This window comes from Caulobacter sp. CCNWLW153 (assembly GCF_036889365.1).
In the GTDB taxonomy this organism is placed as follows: Bacteria; Pseudomonadota; Alphaproteobacteria; order Caulobacterales; family Caulobacteraceae; genus Caulobacter; species Caulobacter radicis.
Genome location: NZ_JBAKFV010000002.1, coordinates 362,222 through 381,844, shown reverse-complemented (window position 1 = coordinate 381,844; position 19,623 = coordinate 362,222). Strand labels below are relative to the sequence as shown.

Here is a 19,623-nt window from a genome sequence, read left to right as displayed (position 1 = left end):
TTCTTAGCGCCGGTTACCCACAACGTCCATGCGCGCGGCATGGACTTCAAATGATGAGAGCCGTTCGCATAAAGGGTTTGAGCCTGTCGCGGGGCGAACGGACCCTGTTTTCGGGGCTGGATCTGGACCTCGAAAGCGGTGACGCCGTGGCCCTCACCGGCCGCAACGGTGCGGGGAAAACCAGCCTCCTGCGAGCCGTCGCCGGCCTGCTGCGCCCCCAGGCCGGAACCATCGGTTTCGAAGGCTCCGAAGGGCGGATACTGGAGGCCGAAGCCGCCCGCGCCGACCACCTGCACCTGGCCGGCCACCATGACGGCCTGAAGAGCGCCCGCACCGCCTGGGAGGAGCTCCTGTTCCAGGCCCGCTGGACCGGCGGGACCGAGGCCTCGGCCCGCGCCGCGGTCGAACGGCTGGAGCTTGGCCGACTGCTCGACCTCGAAGTCCGCCGCCTGTCGGCCGGCCAGCGCCGCCGCGTCTCGCTGGCTCGCCTGTTGGCCAGTCCCCGCCCCCTGTGGCTGCTCGACGAGCCGATGGCCCCGCTGGACGCGGCCCACCGCGCCGCCTTCGGCGAGATCCTGGCCGAGCACCTGGCCAAGGGCGGCATGCTGCTGGCGGCGGTGCACGACCCCCTGCCCCTCCCCGCCCGCCTGGTCGGGGTCGGCGCATGAGGGGGTTCGGCGTCCTCTTCCGGCGCGAGTTCGCCCTGGCCTGGGGCCGGGGCGGCGGTCCGCTGCTGGCGCTGGCCTTCTACGCCTGCGTCGTCACCCTGCTGCCGCTCGCCGCCGGCCGCGCGCCCGAACGGTTGGCGAGCCTGGCCCCCGGCATCGCCTGGCTGGCCCTGGCGCTGGCCGCCCTGCTCTCGCTGGAGCGCCTGTTCGAGCGCGACTTCGAGGACGGGGCGCTCGACCTGCTGGCCCTGGGCCCCGCCCCGCTCGAGGCCGTCGCGGCGGCGAAGTGCCTGGCCCACTGGCTGGCGGCCGGCGCGCCGCTGGCCCTGGCCGCGCCCGTGGCGGCGGTGGCGCTGGGCGCCTCGCCGGCGATCATGCCCCTGCTGTTCGTCTGCGCCCTGGCGGGAGGGCTGGCCTTCTCGTTCCTCGGCGGGCTGGGGGCCGCCCTATCGCTGGGCAGCAAGCGCGGCGGCCTGCTGGTCGCGGTCATCGTCCTGCCGCTCTACGCCCCGCCGGTGATCTTCGGGGCCGGCGCGCTGGACGCCTTGAGCGGCGGCCTGCCGTGGACGGGCGGCCTGCTGTTCCTGCTGGCCTACAGCGCCGCGGCGATCGCGCTCAGCCCGCTGGCCATGGCCGCGGCCTGCCGCAACGCCCTCGACTGAGCCCCCCGGGAAGGCCCCGGCGATCGCGTTCTTCGGCGCCGCACAATGACGCGGCGGGGATGGATTGATTTTTGGACGAAATCGTCCATTTATCCCCCGTCGCGTCCGCTAGGCGAATAGTCGCCCCCGTTTTCGGACGCCCGCAGTCCTTTCAGGGTTGGGCCATGGCCGAGACGAAGAAGAAGAAGCTGGTTCCGTTGCTGGTCGCCGGCGCCGCCGGCGTGGCCATCCTGGTCGGCGGCGTGTTCTGGTACATCGACAAGCAGCGCTTCGAGAGCACCGACAACGCCTTCGTGCAGGCCGACACCGTTTCGGTCAGCCCCCAGGTCACCGGCTATGTCGCCGAGGTGCTGGTGGCCGACAACCAGCGGGTCGAGGCCGGTCAGGTGCTGGCCAAGATCGATCCCTCGACCTTCCAGGCCAGGCTCGACCAGGCGATCGCCAACGCCGCCGCCCTCGACGCCGCCATCAAGAGCGTCGACGACAAGGCCATCCTCGAACAGGCCCTGATCCAGCAGCGCCAGGCCGGCGTCGCCAGCGCCCAGGCCGACGCCGGCCGGGCCCGCGCCGACCTCGCCCGCTACGACTCCCTGGCCCAGCAGGGCTGGGTCTCGCAGCAGAAGGTTCAGACCGAGGCCGCCGGCGCCAAGCAGTCGGACGCCGCCGTGGCCAGCGCCCAGGCCGCCCTCGAGGCCGAGCGCCGCACCGCTTCGTCGCTGGGCTCGGCCCGCGCCCAGACCATCGCCCAGGCCGCCGCCGCCCACGCCGCCGTCGACCAGGCCCGCATCGACCTGGAACGCACCGTGATCCGCGCCCCCGCCGCCGGCGTGGTCGGCGCCCGCACCGTGCGTCCCGGCCAACTGGTGCAGCCGGGCGTCGCCCTGATGTCGGTCGTGCCGCTGGGCCAGAGCTTCGTGGTCGCCAACTTCAAGGAGACCCAGGTCGCCCGCCTGCGCGTCGGCCAGCCGGTCGAGATCAAGGCCGACGCCTTCGGCAAGCAGAAGATCATCGGCAAGGTCGACAGCTTCGCCCCGGCCACCGGCCAGGAGTTCGCCCTGATCCCGGTCGAGAACGCCGTCGGCAACTTCACCAAGATCACCCAGCGCCTGCCGGTGAAGATCGCCGTCGAGCGCACCGGCGCCGGCGCGGCCCTGCGTCCGGGCCTGTCGGTCGAGGTCAAGGTCGACGTCCGCGACCGCTCAGGCGCCTCGTTTGCTGAAGCCGGCCAGGGTTCGGCGCAGGTCGCCCGCGCCTCGACCGCGACCCAGGCCCGCTAAGGGCGCGCCGTCGTGACCGACGCCGCCCTGCCCGCTTCCGCCAAGCCCGCCCCGGCCAAGACCGGGGGCGAGGTCGACTGGACCAAGCTGTTCCTCGGCTTCGGGGCCATGGTCATCGGCCAGTTCATGGCCATCCTCGACATCCAGATCGTCGCGGCCTCGCTGCCGCAGATCCAGGCCGGCGTCGGGGCCAGCGCCGACCAGGTCAGCTGGATCCAGACCGCCTACCTGATCCCCGAGGTCGTGATGATCCCGCTGTCGGGGTATCTGTCGCGCCTGTGGGGCACCCAGCGGCTCTACATGGCCTCGTGCCTGGGCTTCATCCTGATGAGCGTCGCGACGGGCCTTTCGTCGTCGATCGACATGATGATCCTGACCCGGGCGCTGCAGGGCTTCATCGGCGGGGCGATGATCCCGACGGTGTTCGCCGTGGCCTTCACCGCCTTCCCGCCCGAGCGCCGGATCACCGCCAGCGTCATCATGGGCCTGATCGTCACCCTGGCCCCCACCGTCGGCCCGACCCTCGGCGGCCACCTGACCGAGTGGCTGTCCTGGCGCTGGCTGTTCTTCATCAACGTCCCGCCCGGGATCCTGGTGCTGTTCGCGGTCGCCAAGTGGGGCGACTTCGACAAGGGCGACCCGAGCCTGGCCAAGGGCTTCGACTGGTCGGGCCTGGCCTTCATGGCCGCCTTCCTGATGAGCATGCAGTACGTGCTCGAGGAAGGGGCCAAGGAGAACTGGTTCGAGGACGACCTGATCCTGGGACTGACCGTCGTGACCGTGGTCACCGGCGTGGTCTTCATCTGGCGCCAGCTGACCTACAGGAACCCGATCGTCGAGCTGAAGGCCTTCGCCAACCGCAACTTCAGCATCGGCGTGATGATGACGGCGATCTCGGGGGCCAGCCTGTTCGGCGGCACCTTCCTGCTGCCGCAGTTCCTCAGCCGCGTGCGGGGCTATTCGGCCTCGGAAGTCGGCACCACCATGGTGGTCTCGGGCCTGTCGATGTTCGCCACCGGCCCGATCGCCGGCCGCATCGTCCGCAAGGTCGATCCACGCATTCCGATGTGCGTCGGCTTCCTGCTGGCCGGCTGGGGCATGTACATGGCCCACGGCGTGACCAAAAACTGGGGTTTCTGGGAATTCGCCGGGGTCCAGGCTTGTCGCGGCGTCGGGGTCATGATCGCCATGATCGCGACCCAGCAGATCACGATGAGCACCCTGCCCCAGCACATGGTCAAGAACGCCTCGGGCCTCGTGAACCTCTCGCGCAACACCGGCGGCGCCATCGGCCTGGCGTTGCTGGCCACCAGCATCACCCAGCAGACCGCCCTCTACTTCAGCGACATGTCGTCGAAGGTGGCGAACGGCGGCGAGGCGGCGACGATGATGGCGGGCCTGGCCGCGCGCATGCAGCAGCTGGGGGTCAGCGATCCCGACGGCGCGGCCCGCAAGGCGATCGGCAACATGATGAACCAGCAGGCCACCGTGCTGGCCTTCGGCGACAGCTTCACCCTGCTGGCCTACGGCTGTTTCGTCGCCGCCGCCGTCAGCCTGCTGGCCGCCCCGCCCAAGGTCATCCCGCCGCCGCCGTCGGACGCCCACTGATGCCCAGGATCGCCGGACAGATCGACGTCGCCAAGACCGAAGCCATCCTCGACGCCGCCGTCGAGGTGATCGGCCAGCGCGGCCTGTCGGCCCCGATGGAGGAGATCGCCCGCCGGGCCGGCGTCTCCAAGCAGACGGTCTACAACCACTACGGCTCCAAGGCCGAGCTTGTGAAGGCGCTGATGGCCCGCCGCGTCGCCCGCATCACCGCCCCGCTGCGCGAGCCCGGCGCCGTGGACAACCCGCGCGAGGCCCTGGAGGCCTTCGCCCGCTCGATGCTGGAGACGGTGATCACCACCAACGGCTATTCGGTGCTGCGGGTGATCATCCAGGGCGCGGGCGAGATGCCCGACGTGGCCAGCGAGGTGTTCGAGGCCGGTCCCCGCCAGGCCCGCCGCCAGCTTGCCGCCTTCCTCGAGACAGAAACGAAGCTCGGCCGCCTGGACGTCGACGACGCCGAACAGGCCGCCGAGTTCTTCGCCGGCATGGTCATGGGCCACAGCCAGCTGCGCGCCCTGCTGCGCCTGCCGTCCGACCGCACCGCCGCCGAGTTCCACGCCCAGGCGAGCGCCGCGGCGGACCGGTTCATGCGGGCGTATGCGCCCTGATCGCATCCTTCTCCCCCTGCGGGAGAAGGTGTCGGCAAAGCCGACGGATGAGGGGTCGCACAGTTTCCCAGACCGACAAACAGTCTGCGTGTCGGTTTAGGGTTCTCGCTTCAGGCCCTGAAATGAGAGGGATACACCGGTACCGGTAAACTCGGGCGCTGCCGCTGTTAGCGTATGTGCCGGAGATCAGTTCAGGGCAGTTTGCGGGCGGTCGCGCACGCGGGTTTGGCGACCGCGAGGCCTGCAGTGAGAGCTATTGTTTCGGAGCGATACGCTCCATGGTGACCGTTGTTAGTGATGCGGTGAAGAACGATCCCAAGCTAATATTTCAAACGCTGGTTCAGAGTGCAAAGCAGATGGTCGAAATGCAAGAAACGCAGTCGTGAAAGTCACGATCTATGCTGCCAACGCTGGCGATAGAAACCAACGAGGGATGCGGGGAGCCGTAGCCCTTGGAATTGATGTTGCGCGGCGACTGGATCTTCAAACGGAGACCGTGGGTTCGCTGGCGGCGCTCGTTGATGGAGGATGGTTAGAGCAACTGGAGGCCGCCTCGCCGAACTTGCAGCTTTTCGCGCAGAAGGTGTCTGAGCACCTGGATGATGGCGATCGTTTCATTCTCACGATGGGACGTTGTGCAGCGAGCGTCGCCACGCTGCCATTGATAGCTCAGCGTTTTCCTGACGCCGCGATCGTCTGGTTCGATGCGCATGGGGATAGTAACGTCCCCATGGATGGCCCTCAGGCCAACACGAGTTATCTGGGCGGGATGGTCATCACGGGCGCTGCTGGCGAATGGGACACCGGTTTCGGCAATAGTGTGGATCTAGCTAATGTCATTCTTGTTGGCGCTCGCGATCTTGATCCTTCCGAGCACGAGCGCATTGAAAAGGGGCAGATTAGGCTCGTTTCAGTTGGGCCAGATCTGGGTCACCGTCTTGAAGATGCGGTAAAGGGGCGTCGCGTCTACATACACTTGGACTGCGACGTCATGAGCGCTGGTCTGATTGCAACGGAATACCAGGTGCCGGACGGTTTCGCCTTCGCTGACTTGCGTGAGGCATTCGAAACGCTAGCCAAACACGATGTGCTTGGCCTTGAGATAACTGAGTACGAGGATCGCTGGCCTGACGGCAAGCCGAACCAAACCGAGCAGCTTCTTGATGCGATACAGCCCGTCCTAGAGGCGCTTGGCTCCAGATAGCTTGAGAGATAACCGACAAACGTCGTTTTTCGGTGGAAATAGCTATTGGGTTTAGTGCCTGAGAGCCGACCTAAATCGTGGTCGAAACTAATTGTCGGTTCTGGCCGAAACACGCCCACGGCTCGCGGATTGCGCACAGCGAGAAATGCCCTCAGTGGTGCTTCAGGCCGCACCGATGACCATGCGCGGGTTGAAGTGACGCACAACGCCTCGCTCCTCCCGTCCCCCAATGAATGAAAAGGGGAGCTCCGGCTGTGCAGGTGCCGCAGGTTCAGCACGCGCTCGCCGGCCAGCAAAAGCGACTGATGGCAGATGCTCCAGCGGTGGAAGTAGGGGGCGTTTCCCAGCAAACCATTCTTCAATTGAGACGATCTGCAGACGCGGCATGTCGCCGTGGACTACTTCACCGAGGCCAACCGACGCGGCCTCCTTAATCATCTCGCGCGTCCCTTTGTAGAGACAAATAAATAATCCCATCTGTGCTCGCTCTCGCTCCAGCACACGCGCAAAGGCTCTGACATCATTGGGTCCGGTGTGTCCCCCTTTCACGGAGGTCAGCATTCGCCCCCACGGTCGGCCAGGCCCGTTGGGGAAGAAAAGCTCGCCGTCGATCCCTCGATCAGCTCCCTTTTTCTGCTCACGCAGTGCATGAGGATTAAACAGGTAATTCGCCCACCACTGAAATTGATACTTGTCGCGCTCAGCGAGCTTCATCGCTGAAGCGAAATCCCGTGGCATCCCTTCAAGTTCGTAGCGGGGAGTGCCCCCCTCTCTATTTGCTAGGCGACCCTCGATTACCTTGATGGCATGCACGGCAATATCGATCCCAATCCACTGTCGCCCCGCGTTTTCGGCCGCTTCGATGGTCGTCCCACATCCACAGAATGGATCGAGGACAACGTCTCCGGGATTGGTGGAAGCACGAATGATCCTATCCAGAAGAGCAACGGGCTTTTGAGTTGGGTACCCGATCCGCTCCTTCGCTTGAGAGTTTAGTGGAAATATATCGGTTATGACGTCCTGCACCGGTTGGCCGGCAGGGAGATACAACTTAAATTCTGGCACACCTATGCCGCCATTTTTCTTTTGCGGAAAGCGAATGAAACCATGGTCGTAAAGCAGGTCAAGCTGATCCAATAGATCGTTTTCCGGCACGATCACGCCTTCAGCGGCAAGAACTTCCAGTGCTTTCTTTGGAACCGCCCAATGTCGGCCAGCAAGAGTCGGATCATATCCCTGCCATTGGCGACCTGACGCGCCGGTCCGCGTACCGGGGCCCGTAAGAACAACGAGCCGATAAGAGCCGCGCTCGTCCTTGAAGCGATATTTGTTCGAAATATAGCTTTGATCGAGAGGTTGGATCGGGCGCGTCCACGTATACTGGCTCGACGCCGTGTAGAATAGGATGGTGTCGTGCACTGGCCCCCAACGCACTGCCCCGCCATGAGCGGCAGTACGCTTCCAAATCAATTCATTCTGGAAGTGCGAGCCTCCGAAAATTGCATCCATAATGATTTTTAAATAGTGGCTCGCAGTCGGATCGCAGTGGAGGTAGAGGGATCCGCTGGGCTTCAGTTTTGCACGCAGATGGATGAGCCGCGCCGTCATCATGACTAGATAGGCCATCATATCGGACTCGCCGAACGCGGACCTCAATGCGTCAACTATTTTCGCCGCGCTTCCGCCTGAGCGCATGATATCGGCGTAGGATAACTCTGCCTCCACACCCCACGCCCACGTGTCGCGAAATGCCTCGACTTGTGCAGATGCAACGTCCTCTCGCGGACTTGTGAAAAGCACGTTGTAGTGTGCTTGGCTATTGAAAGGAGGGTCGAGATATACGAGATCGACGCTACGATCAGGAACGTATTGCAGAACGTCTAAATTATCACCGAAATAAAGCCTATTCACGACCCACCCCCGCCGCTTGTAGCGCGCAAAGGTCACACTCTCTGGTTGTTGGTAAATTTCACCTCAACGAACATGGTTATCGGATCAATACCAACGCCGTTCACGCGCCCCTCGGGCGGGTGTTCACCGAAACTGACACTGCGTCTGGGCTGTGATCTAGGGTCTGGTTCAAGACCCGACATCTATAGCGGTCTCCGGTATTTTCTATGACTGCAGCGAGGTCGCGATCCCGAGACGGCCGGTCGGCAACTAGCCGCCAATCGCAAGGCTTGCCCTGAGTCTCTACGGTCGCCAGGCGAAATGCAACGGCACCTCCTTGAAGGCAAAGCCGTCCACATGTGACTGGACCACGTCTCTCATGCGCAGGACGCCCTCGGGACTCTCACCCTGGAGCAGGATTTCGAGCGCGTCGGGGAAAGCCTTCAAGGTCAGGCGCGCTTCCGGCAGGGCCACCACCGCATGATCTGGCGTGAAATCCACCTCGAACCGGTGCGCCCAGTGTTTGCAGAGTTGCTGCAGGTACCTGGCGGCGCGCTGGGTGGGGACACGAGTGAGGGCCTCGGGCATGCAATATCCTATACGTTGGGGGGCGACGGGGGCCTGGATCGCCACGATGCTCCTCAGTTAGCGCCCGCCATCACCCATGGCGCGGCTCCAGCGCGTCGATCTGCATATGGCGACAGGAATCCTTCAGCCTGACATAGCCGCCGCTATTGCCGAGCTTGGCTAATCATCATTATTGCGAAGCGTTCTCAACAAAGGTCGAGTTATGCGCCCGCAGCACGCCGTTTCCCCCATCCGCAGCCCGCGTCTGTCCGGGCCGGCCTTCTTCTGTTCGGCGAGCGCCGTCGCCTTGGTTCTTGCCGTGGCGGCGCCGGCTCTGGCCCAGAGGGTCTCGTCGACGCAGAGCGAGCGAGCCGGTTCGGAGGCCCAGGAGGTCGAGGGCGTCGTCGTAAACGCCTACCGCACCGCCGACTCCGTCGGCGCTGCGACCAAGACCCCGACCGCGCTGATCGAGACTCCGCAATCGGTCTCGGTGATCACGCGCGACGAACTGGATGCGCGGGGCGTGCAAAACCTCAATGAGGCGACCCGTTATGTCGCCGGGGTCCTGCCGGAAAGTTCGGGCATGGATAACCGTATCGACGATATGTACATCCGCGGCTTCGACGCAGGCGGCTTTGCCAGCAACGTGATGCTTGATGGGCTTCGCATGCCCTCGGACAGCAGTTCGAGCTGGAACCACGCCGCGATCAACGCCTGGAACATGGAGCGGGTAGAGGTTGTAAAAGGCCCCTCCAGCGTTCTCTACGGTCAACTCGCGCCTGGCGGCATGGTCAATCAGGTCAGCAAGACGCCGGTCGCGGGCCAGAAGCAGGTGCTGCAATTGTCCGCCGACGTCTATGGCAAGTACCAGATCGCGGGCGATGTTGGCGGCGCGGCGGCTGACGGCAAGGTTCAGGCGCGTCTCGTGGCCTTTTTCAAGGACGGAGGAACCCAGCTTGACCATGTCGATCATCGCCAATGGCTCCTGGCCCCCAGCGTCGACTTCAAGTTCAATGACGGCGACACCCGGCTGACGATTCTCGGCCTCTATCAGGAAGATAGCGGCGGCAGCACATTCCAGTTCCTGCCTTACCAGGGCTCTGTCATCCCCGCCGCGAACGGCTATATCGACAATCAAACCTTCCTGGGCGAGCCGGGTTGGAACGTTTATGATCGCAAGGTCTGGTCGGCGGGTTACCAGTTCGAGCACCGCCTCACCGACGCCCTGACCTTGAGCCAGAGCGCGCGCGTGATGCACGTGGATTCCCTGTACCGCGCCACGGTGGTCTACGGCGTTCGCGGCCAGACGGTCACCAATCCCAACACTCTTACCAACGGAAGAATTCTGCCCCGTCGGGCCGTGCAAGGGCAAGGAGACTCCGACGGTTATACGGTCGACACCCGGCTCGCGGGTGAGTTCTCGACCGGCGCGCTCGAGCACGCCTTCCTGGCCGGCGTCGATTGGCAACGAACCGACTGGACCTTCCTGCGCAAACAGGCCGCAGTGTCGCAGACCGCGATCCAGATCGATGTCTATGATCCCGTCTACACCAACTACAATTTTGCCCCCACCCTCGTGAACCAAGTCGGCACAGACGAAACCGATCGGCAGACCGGCGTCTATTTTCAGGATCAGATCAAGTCGGGGAAATGGCGTCTGACCTTGGGCGGTCGCTATGATTGGGCGACCCTGGACTCGCTTAACACCCTGACCAATGTCCGGGTGAAGACCAAGAACGAAGCATTTTCAGGTCGGACGGGGCTGCTGTACGCCTTCGACAACGGCGTCTCGCCCTATGTGAGTTATTCGCAGTCGTTCCAGCCGACCCAAGGCACGGCGCGCAACGGCGCGGCCTTCAAGGCCATCACCGCCGACCAGTGGGAAGCCGGGCTGAAGTACGAACCCCAGGCCATCGACGGCATGATCACCCTATCGGCCTACGAACTGCGCCAGGACAATGTCCTGACCGCCGATCCGTTAAACACGGCGGCGGAGGCCTTTCAGGTCCAGACCGGCCAGGTGCGCATTCGCGGTCTGGAGCTTGAAGGGCGCGTTACGCCGCTCAAGGGCTTGAGCCTGATTGGAGCGGGCACGGTGTTTGACTCAAAGGTCACCCGCGACACCACCAATCAAGGCAACGACATGATCCGCGTGCCCGATTGGATGGGATCGTTCTGGGCGGACTACACCTTCGATCATGGTCCGGCGCGAGGCCTTAGCCTGGCGAGCGGCGTGCGCTATGTCGATAAGACCTACGGCGATCTGGCCAACACGTTGGCGATCGACGCCTATCACCTGTTCGACGCGGCCGTGCGCTATGACCTGGGCCAGATTCGCGGCGCCCGCGCTGTTCTTGCCCTCAACGGCAGCAACCTGGCCGACAAGCGATACGTCGCCACCTGCTCCGCGCTGACCTCTTGCTACTATGGCACGGGCAGGACGCTCACTGCCTCACTGAAGCTCAGCTGGTAGTCGCCTTCACCGGCCGGGGCGGTCTTCGGCGGACGGCGGCCGGCCAAAATGGCGCCGGTACGCCGCGGTGAAGGCCGCCGGGCTGGTGAAGCCGACCCGATAGCCGGCCTCGGCCACGCCCAGGCCGTGCTCCAGGATCAGCTCCCGCCCCATCTCCAGACGTTGGTCGCGCACATAGCCAAACAGGGTCGTGCCGAACGCGGCCTTGAAGCTGGCTTGCAAGGTCGTTAGGTTGATCCCCACGCTCCGGGCGAGCTCAAGGGAGCTGGGGGGGTGGGCCAGCGAGGCGTCGAGAATTTCGCGGGCCTCGCTGGCGCGTCGGTAGTTCAGGCGCCCGATCCGTCGAACCGCGCGATCTTCGTCACGGAGCAGGATCGCGGTCTCAAGCACAAATTGCAGCGCATGGGTTTCGGCGAAGAGATCGGCCAGTCGTCCGCCATAGGGATTGTCCAAAAGCCGGTGTGCAATCTGCGTCAGCCGATGCGAGGCGGGCAGCGCCGTGCTGTGAAAGCCAGGGCGCAGATAGTCGTGAAGGACGGCCAGGCCATCCTCTTCCGCCAGATCGCCAAAGCGTTCGAGGAACCGAGGTGTCAGAGTAAAGCCAGCGCCCCGGCTTTTCGCGCCGGCCCGCCAGGTTCGGCCGCACGGTGTTGATTGTCCAAACCCCATGACGAACGGTCGATTTAGCGCCTGCCTGGCGGGGAGGTAGCCCTCCAGCGCGATCGGCACCACGTCGCCGGTCAGCACCAGACCGCAACTGAGCGAGCGCTCCTTGTCAGCGTCGAAGGCGCAGTTTGAAAGGTAGGTGACGTCGTGGGCGTTGACGATCAGACCCGTCTGCACCTCACGGGCCCACAAGGATCCCGCCACGACCGCAGACCGATGCGCGGGCCCCTCCACTCGGGGCGCCGGCAGGGAACGTCGATGCGCTTCGCTCAGCACCTGCGAAATCGATAACCGGCTTTCGGCGGCTGTGCTGGACTTCATCGCGCTTGGCCTTCCGTCGTCTTGAGGGGCCTCATGCCAAGCGAAACGCCCAGCCCAGGCGGTGAGATCTCGCGACAGCATTTCCCGATCTGGCCAAAGCCAAGACGGTTGAACCGGCCAATTTTTGATTGCTAATGATAACCACTCGCGAGTTCAAGGCGTCCGTCGGCGCCGGTCGATTGGAAACCACATGCTTGCCGCTCGATCGTCACGCTCGATCCAAATTGCCGGGCTTCTCGTTTTGATGGCGGCGCTGGGCCTGACGGCCTGTCAGCGAAAAGCGGCCCAGACCGAACCGCGAGCCAGCGGCGAGTGGCATCGCCGCTTCGCCAATGCTGATGGCTCCCTCACGGAGATTCCCACCAAGCCGCGCCGGATCCTGTCGACATCAACCTCGATCACGGGGACTCTGCTGGCTATCGATGCGCCGGTTGTCGCCAGCACCTCGGCCGCCAACGGCGCCTTCTTCGCGCAATGGGCCAGTGTCGCCAAGGCGCGAGGCGTCGAGAACGTCTGGCCCGCGGGCAGCATTGACATCGAGGCCGCTCAAGCGGTCAGGCCTGATCTGATCGTGGTGTCCACCGGGGGCGCGGACTCGGCGCGCGAGCATCTCGCCGAACTCCAGGCCATAGCCCCCACCATCGTCCTCGACTATGGCGGCCAGACTTGGCAAAGCCTTGCCGTCAAGTTGGGTCAGGCCACGGGCCTTGAGCCTCAAGCCGCCGCCCGGATCGCCGACTTCGACCGCTATGTCGCCAACGCCAGAACGCGGATCGTTCCGCCCACGGGGATGGTCAATATCATCAGCTATAACGGGCCGGGCGCGCGCAATCCTATCGCCACGGGCGATGGCGCGCATGGGCGGCTGCTGGCGGCCATGGGGTTCAAGGTCGAGAACCCGGATCCTCGCTGGCACAGCACGCCCGAGCCCCGCACGGATTTCGTGTGGGCCCAGTACGAGAACCTGACCAAGCTGAAGGCGGAGACGACGTTTCTGTTGCGGGTCGACGACAGCCGCTCCGCCGCGTTCCTGAACGATCCTGTTCTGGCCAACCTGCCATCGGTTCGCGGGAAGCAGGTCCATGGGCTGGGCTCCAACTCCTTTCGGATCGACTATTACAGCGCGACCGAAATCGTCGATGGCCTGACCAAGGCCTTTGGACGGTGATCACGGCCCTGGGAGGGCGTGGCGCTCTTGGATCAACCTGGGTTCGCAGGCTTGGAGGACCAGGCGTCGGCTTGGCTCTGGGCTTGCTTCTTTTGGCCCTATTGGCCTTGGCCAGTCTGCTGCTTGGCGCGCGTGCCATCACTCCCGCGACGGCCTGGAAAGCCATTGTCGCCTTTGATCCGACCGATAGCGATCATCTGCTGATCGGGCATCTGCGCGCGCCCCGGGCTCTGGTCGCCATCGTAACGGGCGCGGCGCTCGGGGCGGCGGGCGTCGTCATGCAGGCCTTGACCCGAAACCCGCTGGCTGAACCTGGCCTGCTAGGCGTCAATGCCGGCGCGGCCGCTGGAGTAGCGGTCGCCATCGCCGGCTTCGGCGGTGCGGGCGTCGCCGGCTATATCGGCGGCGGCCTTGTTGGCGCGGCGCTCGCCGGCGTCGCCGTCTTCCTGCTGGGCGGACTTCTGGGACGTTTCAATCCTGTGCGGCTGGTGCTGACGGGATCGGCCCTGTCGGTTGTCCTGCTCGCGCTCACCCAGATCATCACGCTCAACAGCGAGGCCGAGGTCTTCGATCGGTTCCGTCACTGGGCCGTCGGATCGCTGGAAGGGCGAGGCTATGACGTTCTGGCGTCGGTGACGATCCTCATCGTGCTTGGTTTGGCCATCGTGGCGGGACTTGCCCGCGACCTTGACGCCGTGGTTCTGGGTGAAGATCTGGCGCGTGGGCTTGGGGCGAACCCAACCACCGTCTGGATGATGGCGTCGCTGGCCGTCATTCTTCTGGCTGGCGCGGCGACCGCCGCCGCCGGGCCCATCAGTTTTTTGGGCTTGGCTGCGCCCCATGTCGCGCGCGCGGTCGTGGGGTCAAGCCATCGCTGGCTGATCGCTTATGCGATGTTGATCGCCGCGCTCTTGATGCTCGCGGCCGATTGCGCCGGGCGGCTGGTCGCTCGGCCCGGCGAGATCGACGTCGGCGTCATGGGCGCGCTGATCGGCGCGCCCTTCTTTATCGCGCTGGTCCGCAAGGGAAGGCTCGTCGGCCATGCGTGATCGCGCTTCATTTCGCGTGACCGCCAGCGTCGTGGGGCCGGTGTGGAGAGCAAACCGCATCGCCGTTCGTCTGCACCCCCGGACTATGACGGTCACCTTGCTTCTCGCGCTTCTGACGCTCGGCCTGACCGCGGGCCTGCTGACCATGGGGCGGTTTGAGATTTCGCTGAGCCAGATCGCCGAGGTCCTGTTCAGCGGCGGCGGGGAGGAGCGCGATCGCAGGATCGTTCTGGGCCTTCGTCTGCCGAGGGCGACGACGGGCTTTTTCGTCGGGGCGGCCTTGGGCGTTTCCGGCGCTGTCTTCCAATCCGTGTCGCGTAACCCGCTCGGCTCGCCCGACGTGATCGGGTTCATGACCGGATCAGCAACAGGAGCGATCGCCTGGATCATACTGGTCGGGCAGCAGCCCCTGGGCATCGCGGCGGCGGCGGTTTGCGGCGGCCTGGCCGCGGCCGTGATCGTCTATCTCTTGTCTCTGTCGGGCGGCAGGATCGCCAGCGATCGGCTCGTGCTGATTGGGATCGGCGTTGGCGCCACGCTAGGCGCGCTCAATGGTCTGCTTCTGTCGCGAGGACAGCTGGACAGCGCGGTTCTGGCCAACCTCTGGCTCGCCGGCTCGCTCAACGCCCGCACCTGGGATCATGTCGTTCCGGTGATGATGGCCGTGATCGTCCTCACACCGCTGGCCATGGCGCTGGCGCCTCGGCTCGCGATCATGGAGATGGGAGATGACCTCGCGCGTCAGCTTGGAATCCCGGTCGATCGCACTCGGCTGTTCGCCGTTGCGACCGGCGTGATCCTGGCCGCCCTGGCAACCGGCGCGGCCGGTCCGATTGCCTTCATCGCGCTCGCCGCGCCACAGCTGGCCAAGCGACTGAGCCTGTCGCGGGGCGTCCCGATCGCGACGGCGGCCCTGATGGGCGGAAGCCTTGTGCTTGTGGCCGATCTTGTCACCCAAGCTCTGCCGCTTCACGCCACGCTCCCGATTGGCCGCATGACCGGCCTTATTGGCGGCGTCTATTTCCTCTGGCTGCTCAGCCGCTCGCGCACCCTGTGACCTGATGCCTTACCCCGCAGACGCAATCCTTCGCGGACAAGCCCTCTGGCTCTCCTATGGCCGGCGCGTGATCTCACGCGATCTGGATGTGGACATCCCGCTGGGCCAGATCAGCGTGATCATCGGCGCCAACGCCTGCGGCAAGTCGACTCTTCTTCGCGCGCTGTCACGGCTTTTGACCCCCGGCGCGGGCCAGATATTCCTGGGCGGTCGGAATATCCGCGACTACGGGGCCAAGGCCTTGGCGCGCACCCTGGCGTACCTGCCGCAGTCGGCTAGCGCGCCGCATGGCATTACGGCGGCCGATCTGGTCGCCCGCGGGCGTTACCCGCATCAGACGGTGCTGCGCCAGTGGTCGGACGCGGACGACCAGGCGGTGCGGCGCGCGATGGCCCAGGCGCAGGTGGCCGATCTGGCCGACCGCGTCGTCGATGAGCTCTCCGGCGGTCAGCGTCAACGGGTCTGGCTGGCGCTCGTGCTCGCCCAGGAAACGCCAGTCCTGCTCCTGGATGAGCCGACGACCTATCTGGACGTCGCCCACCAGTTCGAGGTGCTTGAGCTTTGCCGAACCCTCAATCGTGACCATGGCAAGACGCTGGTGATGGTGTTGCACGACCTGAATCAGGCGGCACGATACGCCGACCATGTCATCGCCATGCGGGACGGCGCCATCATCGCCGCCGGCGCGCCGGACGATGTCCTGACGCCAGAGCGGATCGAGCAGGTCTTTGGCTTGGCCTGCTTGGTCTTGCGCGATCCGGTCACCGGCACGCCGTTGATCGTCCCCACCGTCGCGGGCGTGGTCGCGCCCCAAACTGTCTCACATTCACGAAAGGCGGCGTCATGACCCGGCCAGGCAAGCTCTGTATTGGTCTGTCGCTGGCGATCACCTGGCTGAACGGTGAAGGCTGGCGGCACCCCGACAGCGACATCGAGAACATCCATTGCGCCGAGTTCTACATCGACATCGCCAAGCGGGCGGAGGCGGCCAAGCTAGACTTTCTGTTCCGGCCGGACTCGCTCTTTCTCGACGCGTCGCGGCTGTCCAGCGCGCCGGGGTTTAGCAGTCTGGATCCGACCTTGCTCCTGACGGCGATCGGGCGGGAGACCCAGCGCATCGGCCTTGTCTCCACCGCCTCCACCAGCTTCTACCCGCCCTATGTGGTGGCGCGGCAGATTCAGTCCCTCAACTGGTTGAGCCGCGGCCGCGCCGGCTGGAACATCGTGACATCGATGGACGGCAGCGCGAATTTTGGCGATGAGCCCATGCTTTCGTCGGCGGAACGATACGCCAAGGCGCGTGAGTTTACCGATGTCGTGCAAGCCCTGTGGGCCAGCTATCCGGACGAGGCGCTGGTGCTGGACCGCGCGGCCGGTCTCTATGCCAATGCCGAAAGGGTGCGGCCGATTCATCATCGCGGCCGCCATTTCTCGGTCGGGGGCCCCCTGACCGTTCCAACCTATCCCGGCGCAAAGATTCCCCTCTTTCAGGCCGGGGCATCAGAATGGGGTCGGGATTTCGCGGCGCGGGTCGCTCATGGCGTCTTCGCCGCTGCGCCGGACATCGCCGCCGGCATCGATCTGCGCGCCGATCTTCGCGCGAGGGCCAGCGCTCACGGCCGCGATCCTGACGATCTGCGCGTGTTGCCCGGGCTAAGCCTGTTTCTGGCCGACACCGAGGCGGAGGCGCGCGACCTGCATGCGCACACTCATGTTGGGCAGAATCTGCAGCGGAAGGTCGCCTATATTCTGGAGAACCTGGGCATAGACGTCAGCGCCATGCCCACTGACATGCCCATTTCGCTGGACATGCTGCCGAGATTGAAAAGGCCCGTGCGCAGCCGGACCCATGCGGATTTGTTGCGCAGACTGATCGAACGGGAGACGCCGACGGTGGGCGACCTTCTGGATCGGCCAGAAGTGTCTGGATCAGCGCATTGGCTCTTTGTTGGCACACCACAGGGTGCCGCCCGCGAGATCGTCCAGTGGTTCGAAGCGGGCGCCGCCGACGGCTTCATCTCCTTGCCGGGCGGATCGGCGCGATCGATGCAGTTGCTGTTCGAAAACTTGATGCCGCAACTGGTCGAGGACGGGCTGTTTGATGGCGACTATCGCGGCGGAAACTTCGCGGAGCATCTAGGGATTTAATGCCGGGAGCGCTTAAGAAACGCACGTTTTCCTTTCCTCTAAAGACGGCAAGATTGAAGCATTCGGCCCAGGTGGGCGCGATGCGATTGTCTGCACACTGGATTTTCTAGGCCCACGGTGCGGGCCATGGTCCTGGCGATCTTGCCGGAAGTTTCTTTTTCAACGCCATAGTACGCCCTAAGGCCGCTGATCGTTGAACTCCGGCGGCGCGGGCGCAAGCTCGCGGGATGGACGACCACCTCCTGGATTTCGAGTTGCGCCCCGGCCGCATCCGCAACGACGGCCGCCAGACAGTCGGTCGCGCAGGCCGCCTAAGCCGCGTTGTGGCCAAACGTGGCGGCGGACGCCAGCCAACGCGGACTGGAAGCAAGGCCAGGGCGCCAAACGCGCCCGGCCGCTGCTCTCGGATCGGCCGAGGTCAGGACGCCGCCAACGGCCTCAAGCGGCAGGCCGTCCAGCGCCACGCCAGCGGCTATCGCTCGCGCCGGGTGGTGGTGAAGGGTCGCATCGTCGGCTTGAAGGCCGGAAGCAAAGCGGCCGGCGCCCATCTGCGCTACCTCGTCCGCGACGGCGTCAGCCGTGACGGCCAGCCGGCCCGGCTCTATGGCGCGGACTCCGACAACGTCGATGGCGCCGCCTTCACCGAGCGCGGGGCCGGCGACCGTCGCCAGTTCCGGTTCATCGTCGCCCCGGAGGACGGCGCGGAGCTGTCGGACCTGCGGGCCTATACCCGCGAGTTGATGGACCAGATGCAGATCGACCTGGGCACCCGCCTGGACTGGGTGGCGGTCGATCACTTCAATACCGCTCACCCGCACACCCATGTCGTCATCCGAGGCGTAGACGACCGGGGCAAGGACCTGATCATCGCCCAGGACTACATCACCGCCGGCCTTCGCCACCGGGCCGAAGACCTGGCCACCCTGGAGCTAGGCCAAGAGACCGAGTTGGAGGTCAGGAAGAAGCTCCAGGCGGAGATCACGGCCGAACGCCTGACCCGCATTGACCGGGCCATGATCCAGGACCTCGACGCCAGTCGATCCCTCGACCTTCGCCCAGCCTCCGGGCAGCTCTGCGCCGAGGCCGACGCCACCTTGCGGCTTGGTCGGTTGAAGACCCTGGAGGGCATGGGTTTGGCGCGGCAGACCGCGCCCGGCGTCTGGACCTTGTCCAACGACATCGAGCCGACCTTGCAGGCGCTGGGCGAGCGCGGCGACATCATCAAGGCCATGAGCCGGGCGCTTAGCCGCCGGGGGCAATCGCGTTCGCCCGAGGCCCTGGTCATCGACGCCGATGGCGAAGGCTCGACGCCCAAGGTCGGCCGGGTCATCGACAAGCGTCTGATTGATGAGCTGGACGACCGCATGGGCCTGATCGTCGATGGCCTCGACGGCCGGGTCCGTCATGTCGAGGTCGATGGCGACACGGCGACCACCATCCCGATCGGCGCCGTCGTCGAGACCGGGGCGCGGCCGGCCAGCCGTCCAGCCGACCGCATCATCGCCAGCCTCGCCGAGGATGGCGTCTATCGGCCCAGCGACCATCGCCACCGCCTGGAGAGCGGAGAGATGCGCCTACCGCGCGGCGCCAACGCCGACGATCTCGTCGAGTCTCATGTGCGCCGGTTGGAGGCCTTACGGCGGGCCAAGGTCGTCGAGCGCCTGGACGGCGACCGTTGGAGCATCCCCGGCGACTTCCTGGCCCGCGCCGAAGCGTTCGAGGCGACGCAGGGCCGCCGCGCCCAGGTGCGCTTGCTGTCGGCCTTCGATCTGGACCGCCAAGTCACCAGCAATGGCGCGACGTGGTTGGATCGCCAGCTTGTCGGCAAGACCACGCCCGAGGCCGCGCCGAACGGGTTCGGCGGCGAGGTCGGCCGGGCGCTGGAGCGTCGCCGCGAGGCGCTGGTCCGTCAGGGCCACGCCAGCCGCACAGGCGACGGCGGCTGGCGCGCCAAGCCCGACCTTCTCAAGATCTTGGAGCGCCAGGAGATCGCCAAGGTCGGGGCGGCCCTGTCCAAGGAGAAGAACTTGCCATTCCGCGTCCCTGAGACCGGCGAGACGGTGAAGGGCCGGCTTGCCGATAGCATTCAGTTGGCGTCGGGCAAGTTCGCGGTGATCGAGGGGAGCTATGACTTTAGCCTAGTGCCGTGGCGGTCGGCGCTGGAGCCCTACCGGGGCCAGCAGATCACCGGCACGTTGGAGCCCGGCGGCGGCATTGCCTGGCAGCTTGGGCGAAGCCGAGGCCTTGGCATCTGAGA

16 protein-coding genes are annotated in these 19,623 nt (G+C 65.3%); 13 read left to right on the top strand and 3 right to left on the bottom strand.

The window, feature by feature from the left end:
- The first annotated feature begins 50 nt into the window (after positions 1–50).
- From ccmA to V6S85_RS05470, 6 genes are all read left to right on the top strand, one after another.
- Positions 51–668, top strand: coding sequence for a heme ABC exporter ATP-binding protein CcmA (gene ccmA, locus V6S85_RS05495; protein ID WP_334348293.1), 618 nt, complete (start codon positions 51–53; stop codon positions 666–668).
- The gene (gene ccmB / locus V6S85_RS05490) at positions 665–1,330 is read left to right on the top strand and encodes a heme exporter protein CcmB (RefSeq protein WP_116490964.1); all 666 of its coding nucleotides are present in this window, start codon (positions 665–667) and stop codon (positions 1,328–1,330) included. The genes ccmA and ccmB overlap by 4 nt, the downstream gene beginning before the upstream one ends.
- A gap of 164 nt (positions 1,331–1,494) precedes the next feature.
- Complete coding sequence (locus V6S85_RS05485) at positions 1,495–2,607, top strand: HlyD family secretion protein (protein ID WP_334348292.1); 1,113 nt, start codon at positions 1,495–1,497, stop codon at positions 2,605–2,607.
- A gap of 12 nt (positions 2,608–2,619) precedes the next feature.
- Positions 2,620–4,215, top strand: coding sequence for a DHA2 family efflux MFS transporter permease subunit (locus V6S85_RS05480; RefSeq protein WP_334348291.1), 1,596 nt, complete (start codon positions 2,620–2,622; stop codon positions 4,213–4,215).
- Positions 4,215–4,823, top strand: coding sequence for a TetR/AcrR family transcriptional regulator (locus V6S85_RS05475; protein WP_116569278.1), 609 nt, complete (start codon positions 4,215–4,217; stop codon positions 4,821–4,823). The genes V6S85_RS05480 and V6S85_RS05475 overlap by 1 nt, the downstream gene beginning before the upstream one ends.
- A 382-nt stretch (positions 4,824–5,205) precedes the next feature.
- Complete coding sequence (locus V6S85_RS05470; RefSeq protein ID WP_334348290.1) at positions 5,206–6,027, top strand: arginase family protein; 822 nt, start codon at positions 5,206–5,208, stop codon at positions 6,025–6,027.
- A 162-nt stretch (positions 6,028–6,189) separates the two neighbouring features.
- Here the strand turns inward: V6S85_RS05470 and V6S85_RS05465 are convergent, their stop codons facing one another.
- Together V6S85_RS05465 and V6S85_RS05460 are read right to left on the bottom strand one after the other, a co-directional pair.
- The gene (locus tag V6S85_RS05465; RefSeq protein WP_334348289.1) at positions 6,190–7,938 is read right to left on the bottom strand and encodes a DNA methyltransferase; all 1,749 of its coding nucleotides are present in this window, start codon (positions 7,936–7,938) and stop codon (positions 6,190–6,192) included.
- Between the two features lie 282 nt (positions 7,939–8,220).
- A complete protein-coding gene (locus tag V6S85_RS05460; RefSeq protein ID WP_334348288.1) occupies positions 8,221–8,505 on the bottom strand; it encodes a DUF2218 domain-containing protein in 285 nt (94 codons plus the stop codon).
- 202 nt (positions 8,506–8,707) lie between these two features.
- On the opposite strand from V6S85_RS05460, the gene V6S85_RS05455 reads away from it, so the two are divergent.
- Complete coding sequence (locus tag V6S85_RS05455; RefSeq protein WP_334348287.1) at positions 8,708–10,957, top strand: TonB-dependent siderophore receptor; 2,250 nt, start codon at positions 8,708–8,710, stop codon at positions 10,955–10,957.
- A 6-nt stretch (positions 10,958–10,963) separates the two neighbouring features.
- Here the strand turns inward: V6S85_RS05455 and V6S85_RS05450 are convergent, their stop codons facing one another.
- Positions 10,964–11,944, bottom strand: coding sequence for a helix-turn-helix transcriptional regulator (locus tag V6S85_RS05450; protein ID WP_334348286.1), 981 nt, complete (start codon positions 11,942–11,944; stop codon positions 10,964–10,966).
- 190 nt (positions 11,945–12,134) lie between these two features.
- Between V6S85_RS05450 and fepB the strand changes: the two genes are divergently transcribed.
- The 6 genes from fepB (at position 12,135) to V6S85_RS05420 (ending at position 19,621) form a co-directional block, all read left to right on the top strand.
- A complete protein-coding gene (gene fepB, locus V6S85_RS05445) occupies positions 12,135–13,112 on the top strand; it encodes a Fe2+-enterobactin ABC transporter substrate-binding protein (protein WP_334348285.1) in 978 nt (325 codons plus the stop codon).
- A gap of 71 nt (positions 13,113–13,183) precedes the next feature.
- A complete protein-coding gene (locus V6S85_RS05440) occupies positions 13,184–14,161 on the top strand; it encodes a FecCD family ABC transporter permease (RefSeq protein WP_334348284.1) in 978 nt (325 codons plus the stop codon).
- Positions 14,154–15,218 (top strand): FecCD family ABC transporter permease, encoded by a 1,065-nt coding sequence (locus V6S85_RS05435; protein ID WP_334348283.1) that lies wholly within the window; start codon positions 14,154–14,156, stop codon positions 15,216–15,218. The genes V6S85_RS05440 and V6S85_RS05435 overlap by 8 nt, the downstream gene beginning before the upstream one ends.
- Before the next feature lie 67 nt (positions 15,219–15,285).
- Entirely contained in the window at positions 15,286–16,065 is a 780-nt protein-coding gene (locus V6S85_RS05430; RefSeq protein ID WP_334348282.1) for an ABC transporter ATP-binding protein, read from the top strand.
- Positions 16,062–17,366 (top strand): NtaA/DmoA family FMN-dependent monooxygenase, encoded by a 1,305-nt coding sequence (locus tag V6S85_RS05425; protein ID WP_334348281.1) that lies wholly within the window; start codon positions 16,062–16,064, stop codon positions 17,364–17,366. Before V6S85_RS05430 ends, V6S85_RS05425 begins: the two co-directional genes overlap by 4 nt.
- Before the next feature lie 227 nt (positions 17,367–17,593).
- The gene (locus tag V6S85_RS05420; protein WP_334348280.1) at positions 17,594–19,621 is read left to right on the top strand and encodes a DUF3363 domain-containing protein; all 2,028 of its coding nucleotides are present in this window, start codon (positions 17,594–17,596) and stop codon (positions 19,619–19,621) included.
- The last annotated feature ends 2 nt before the right edge of the window (positions 19,622–19,623 follow it).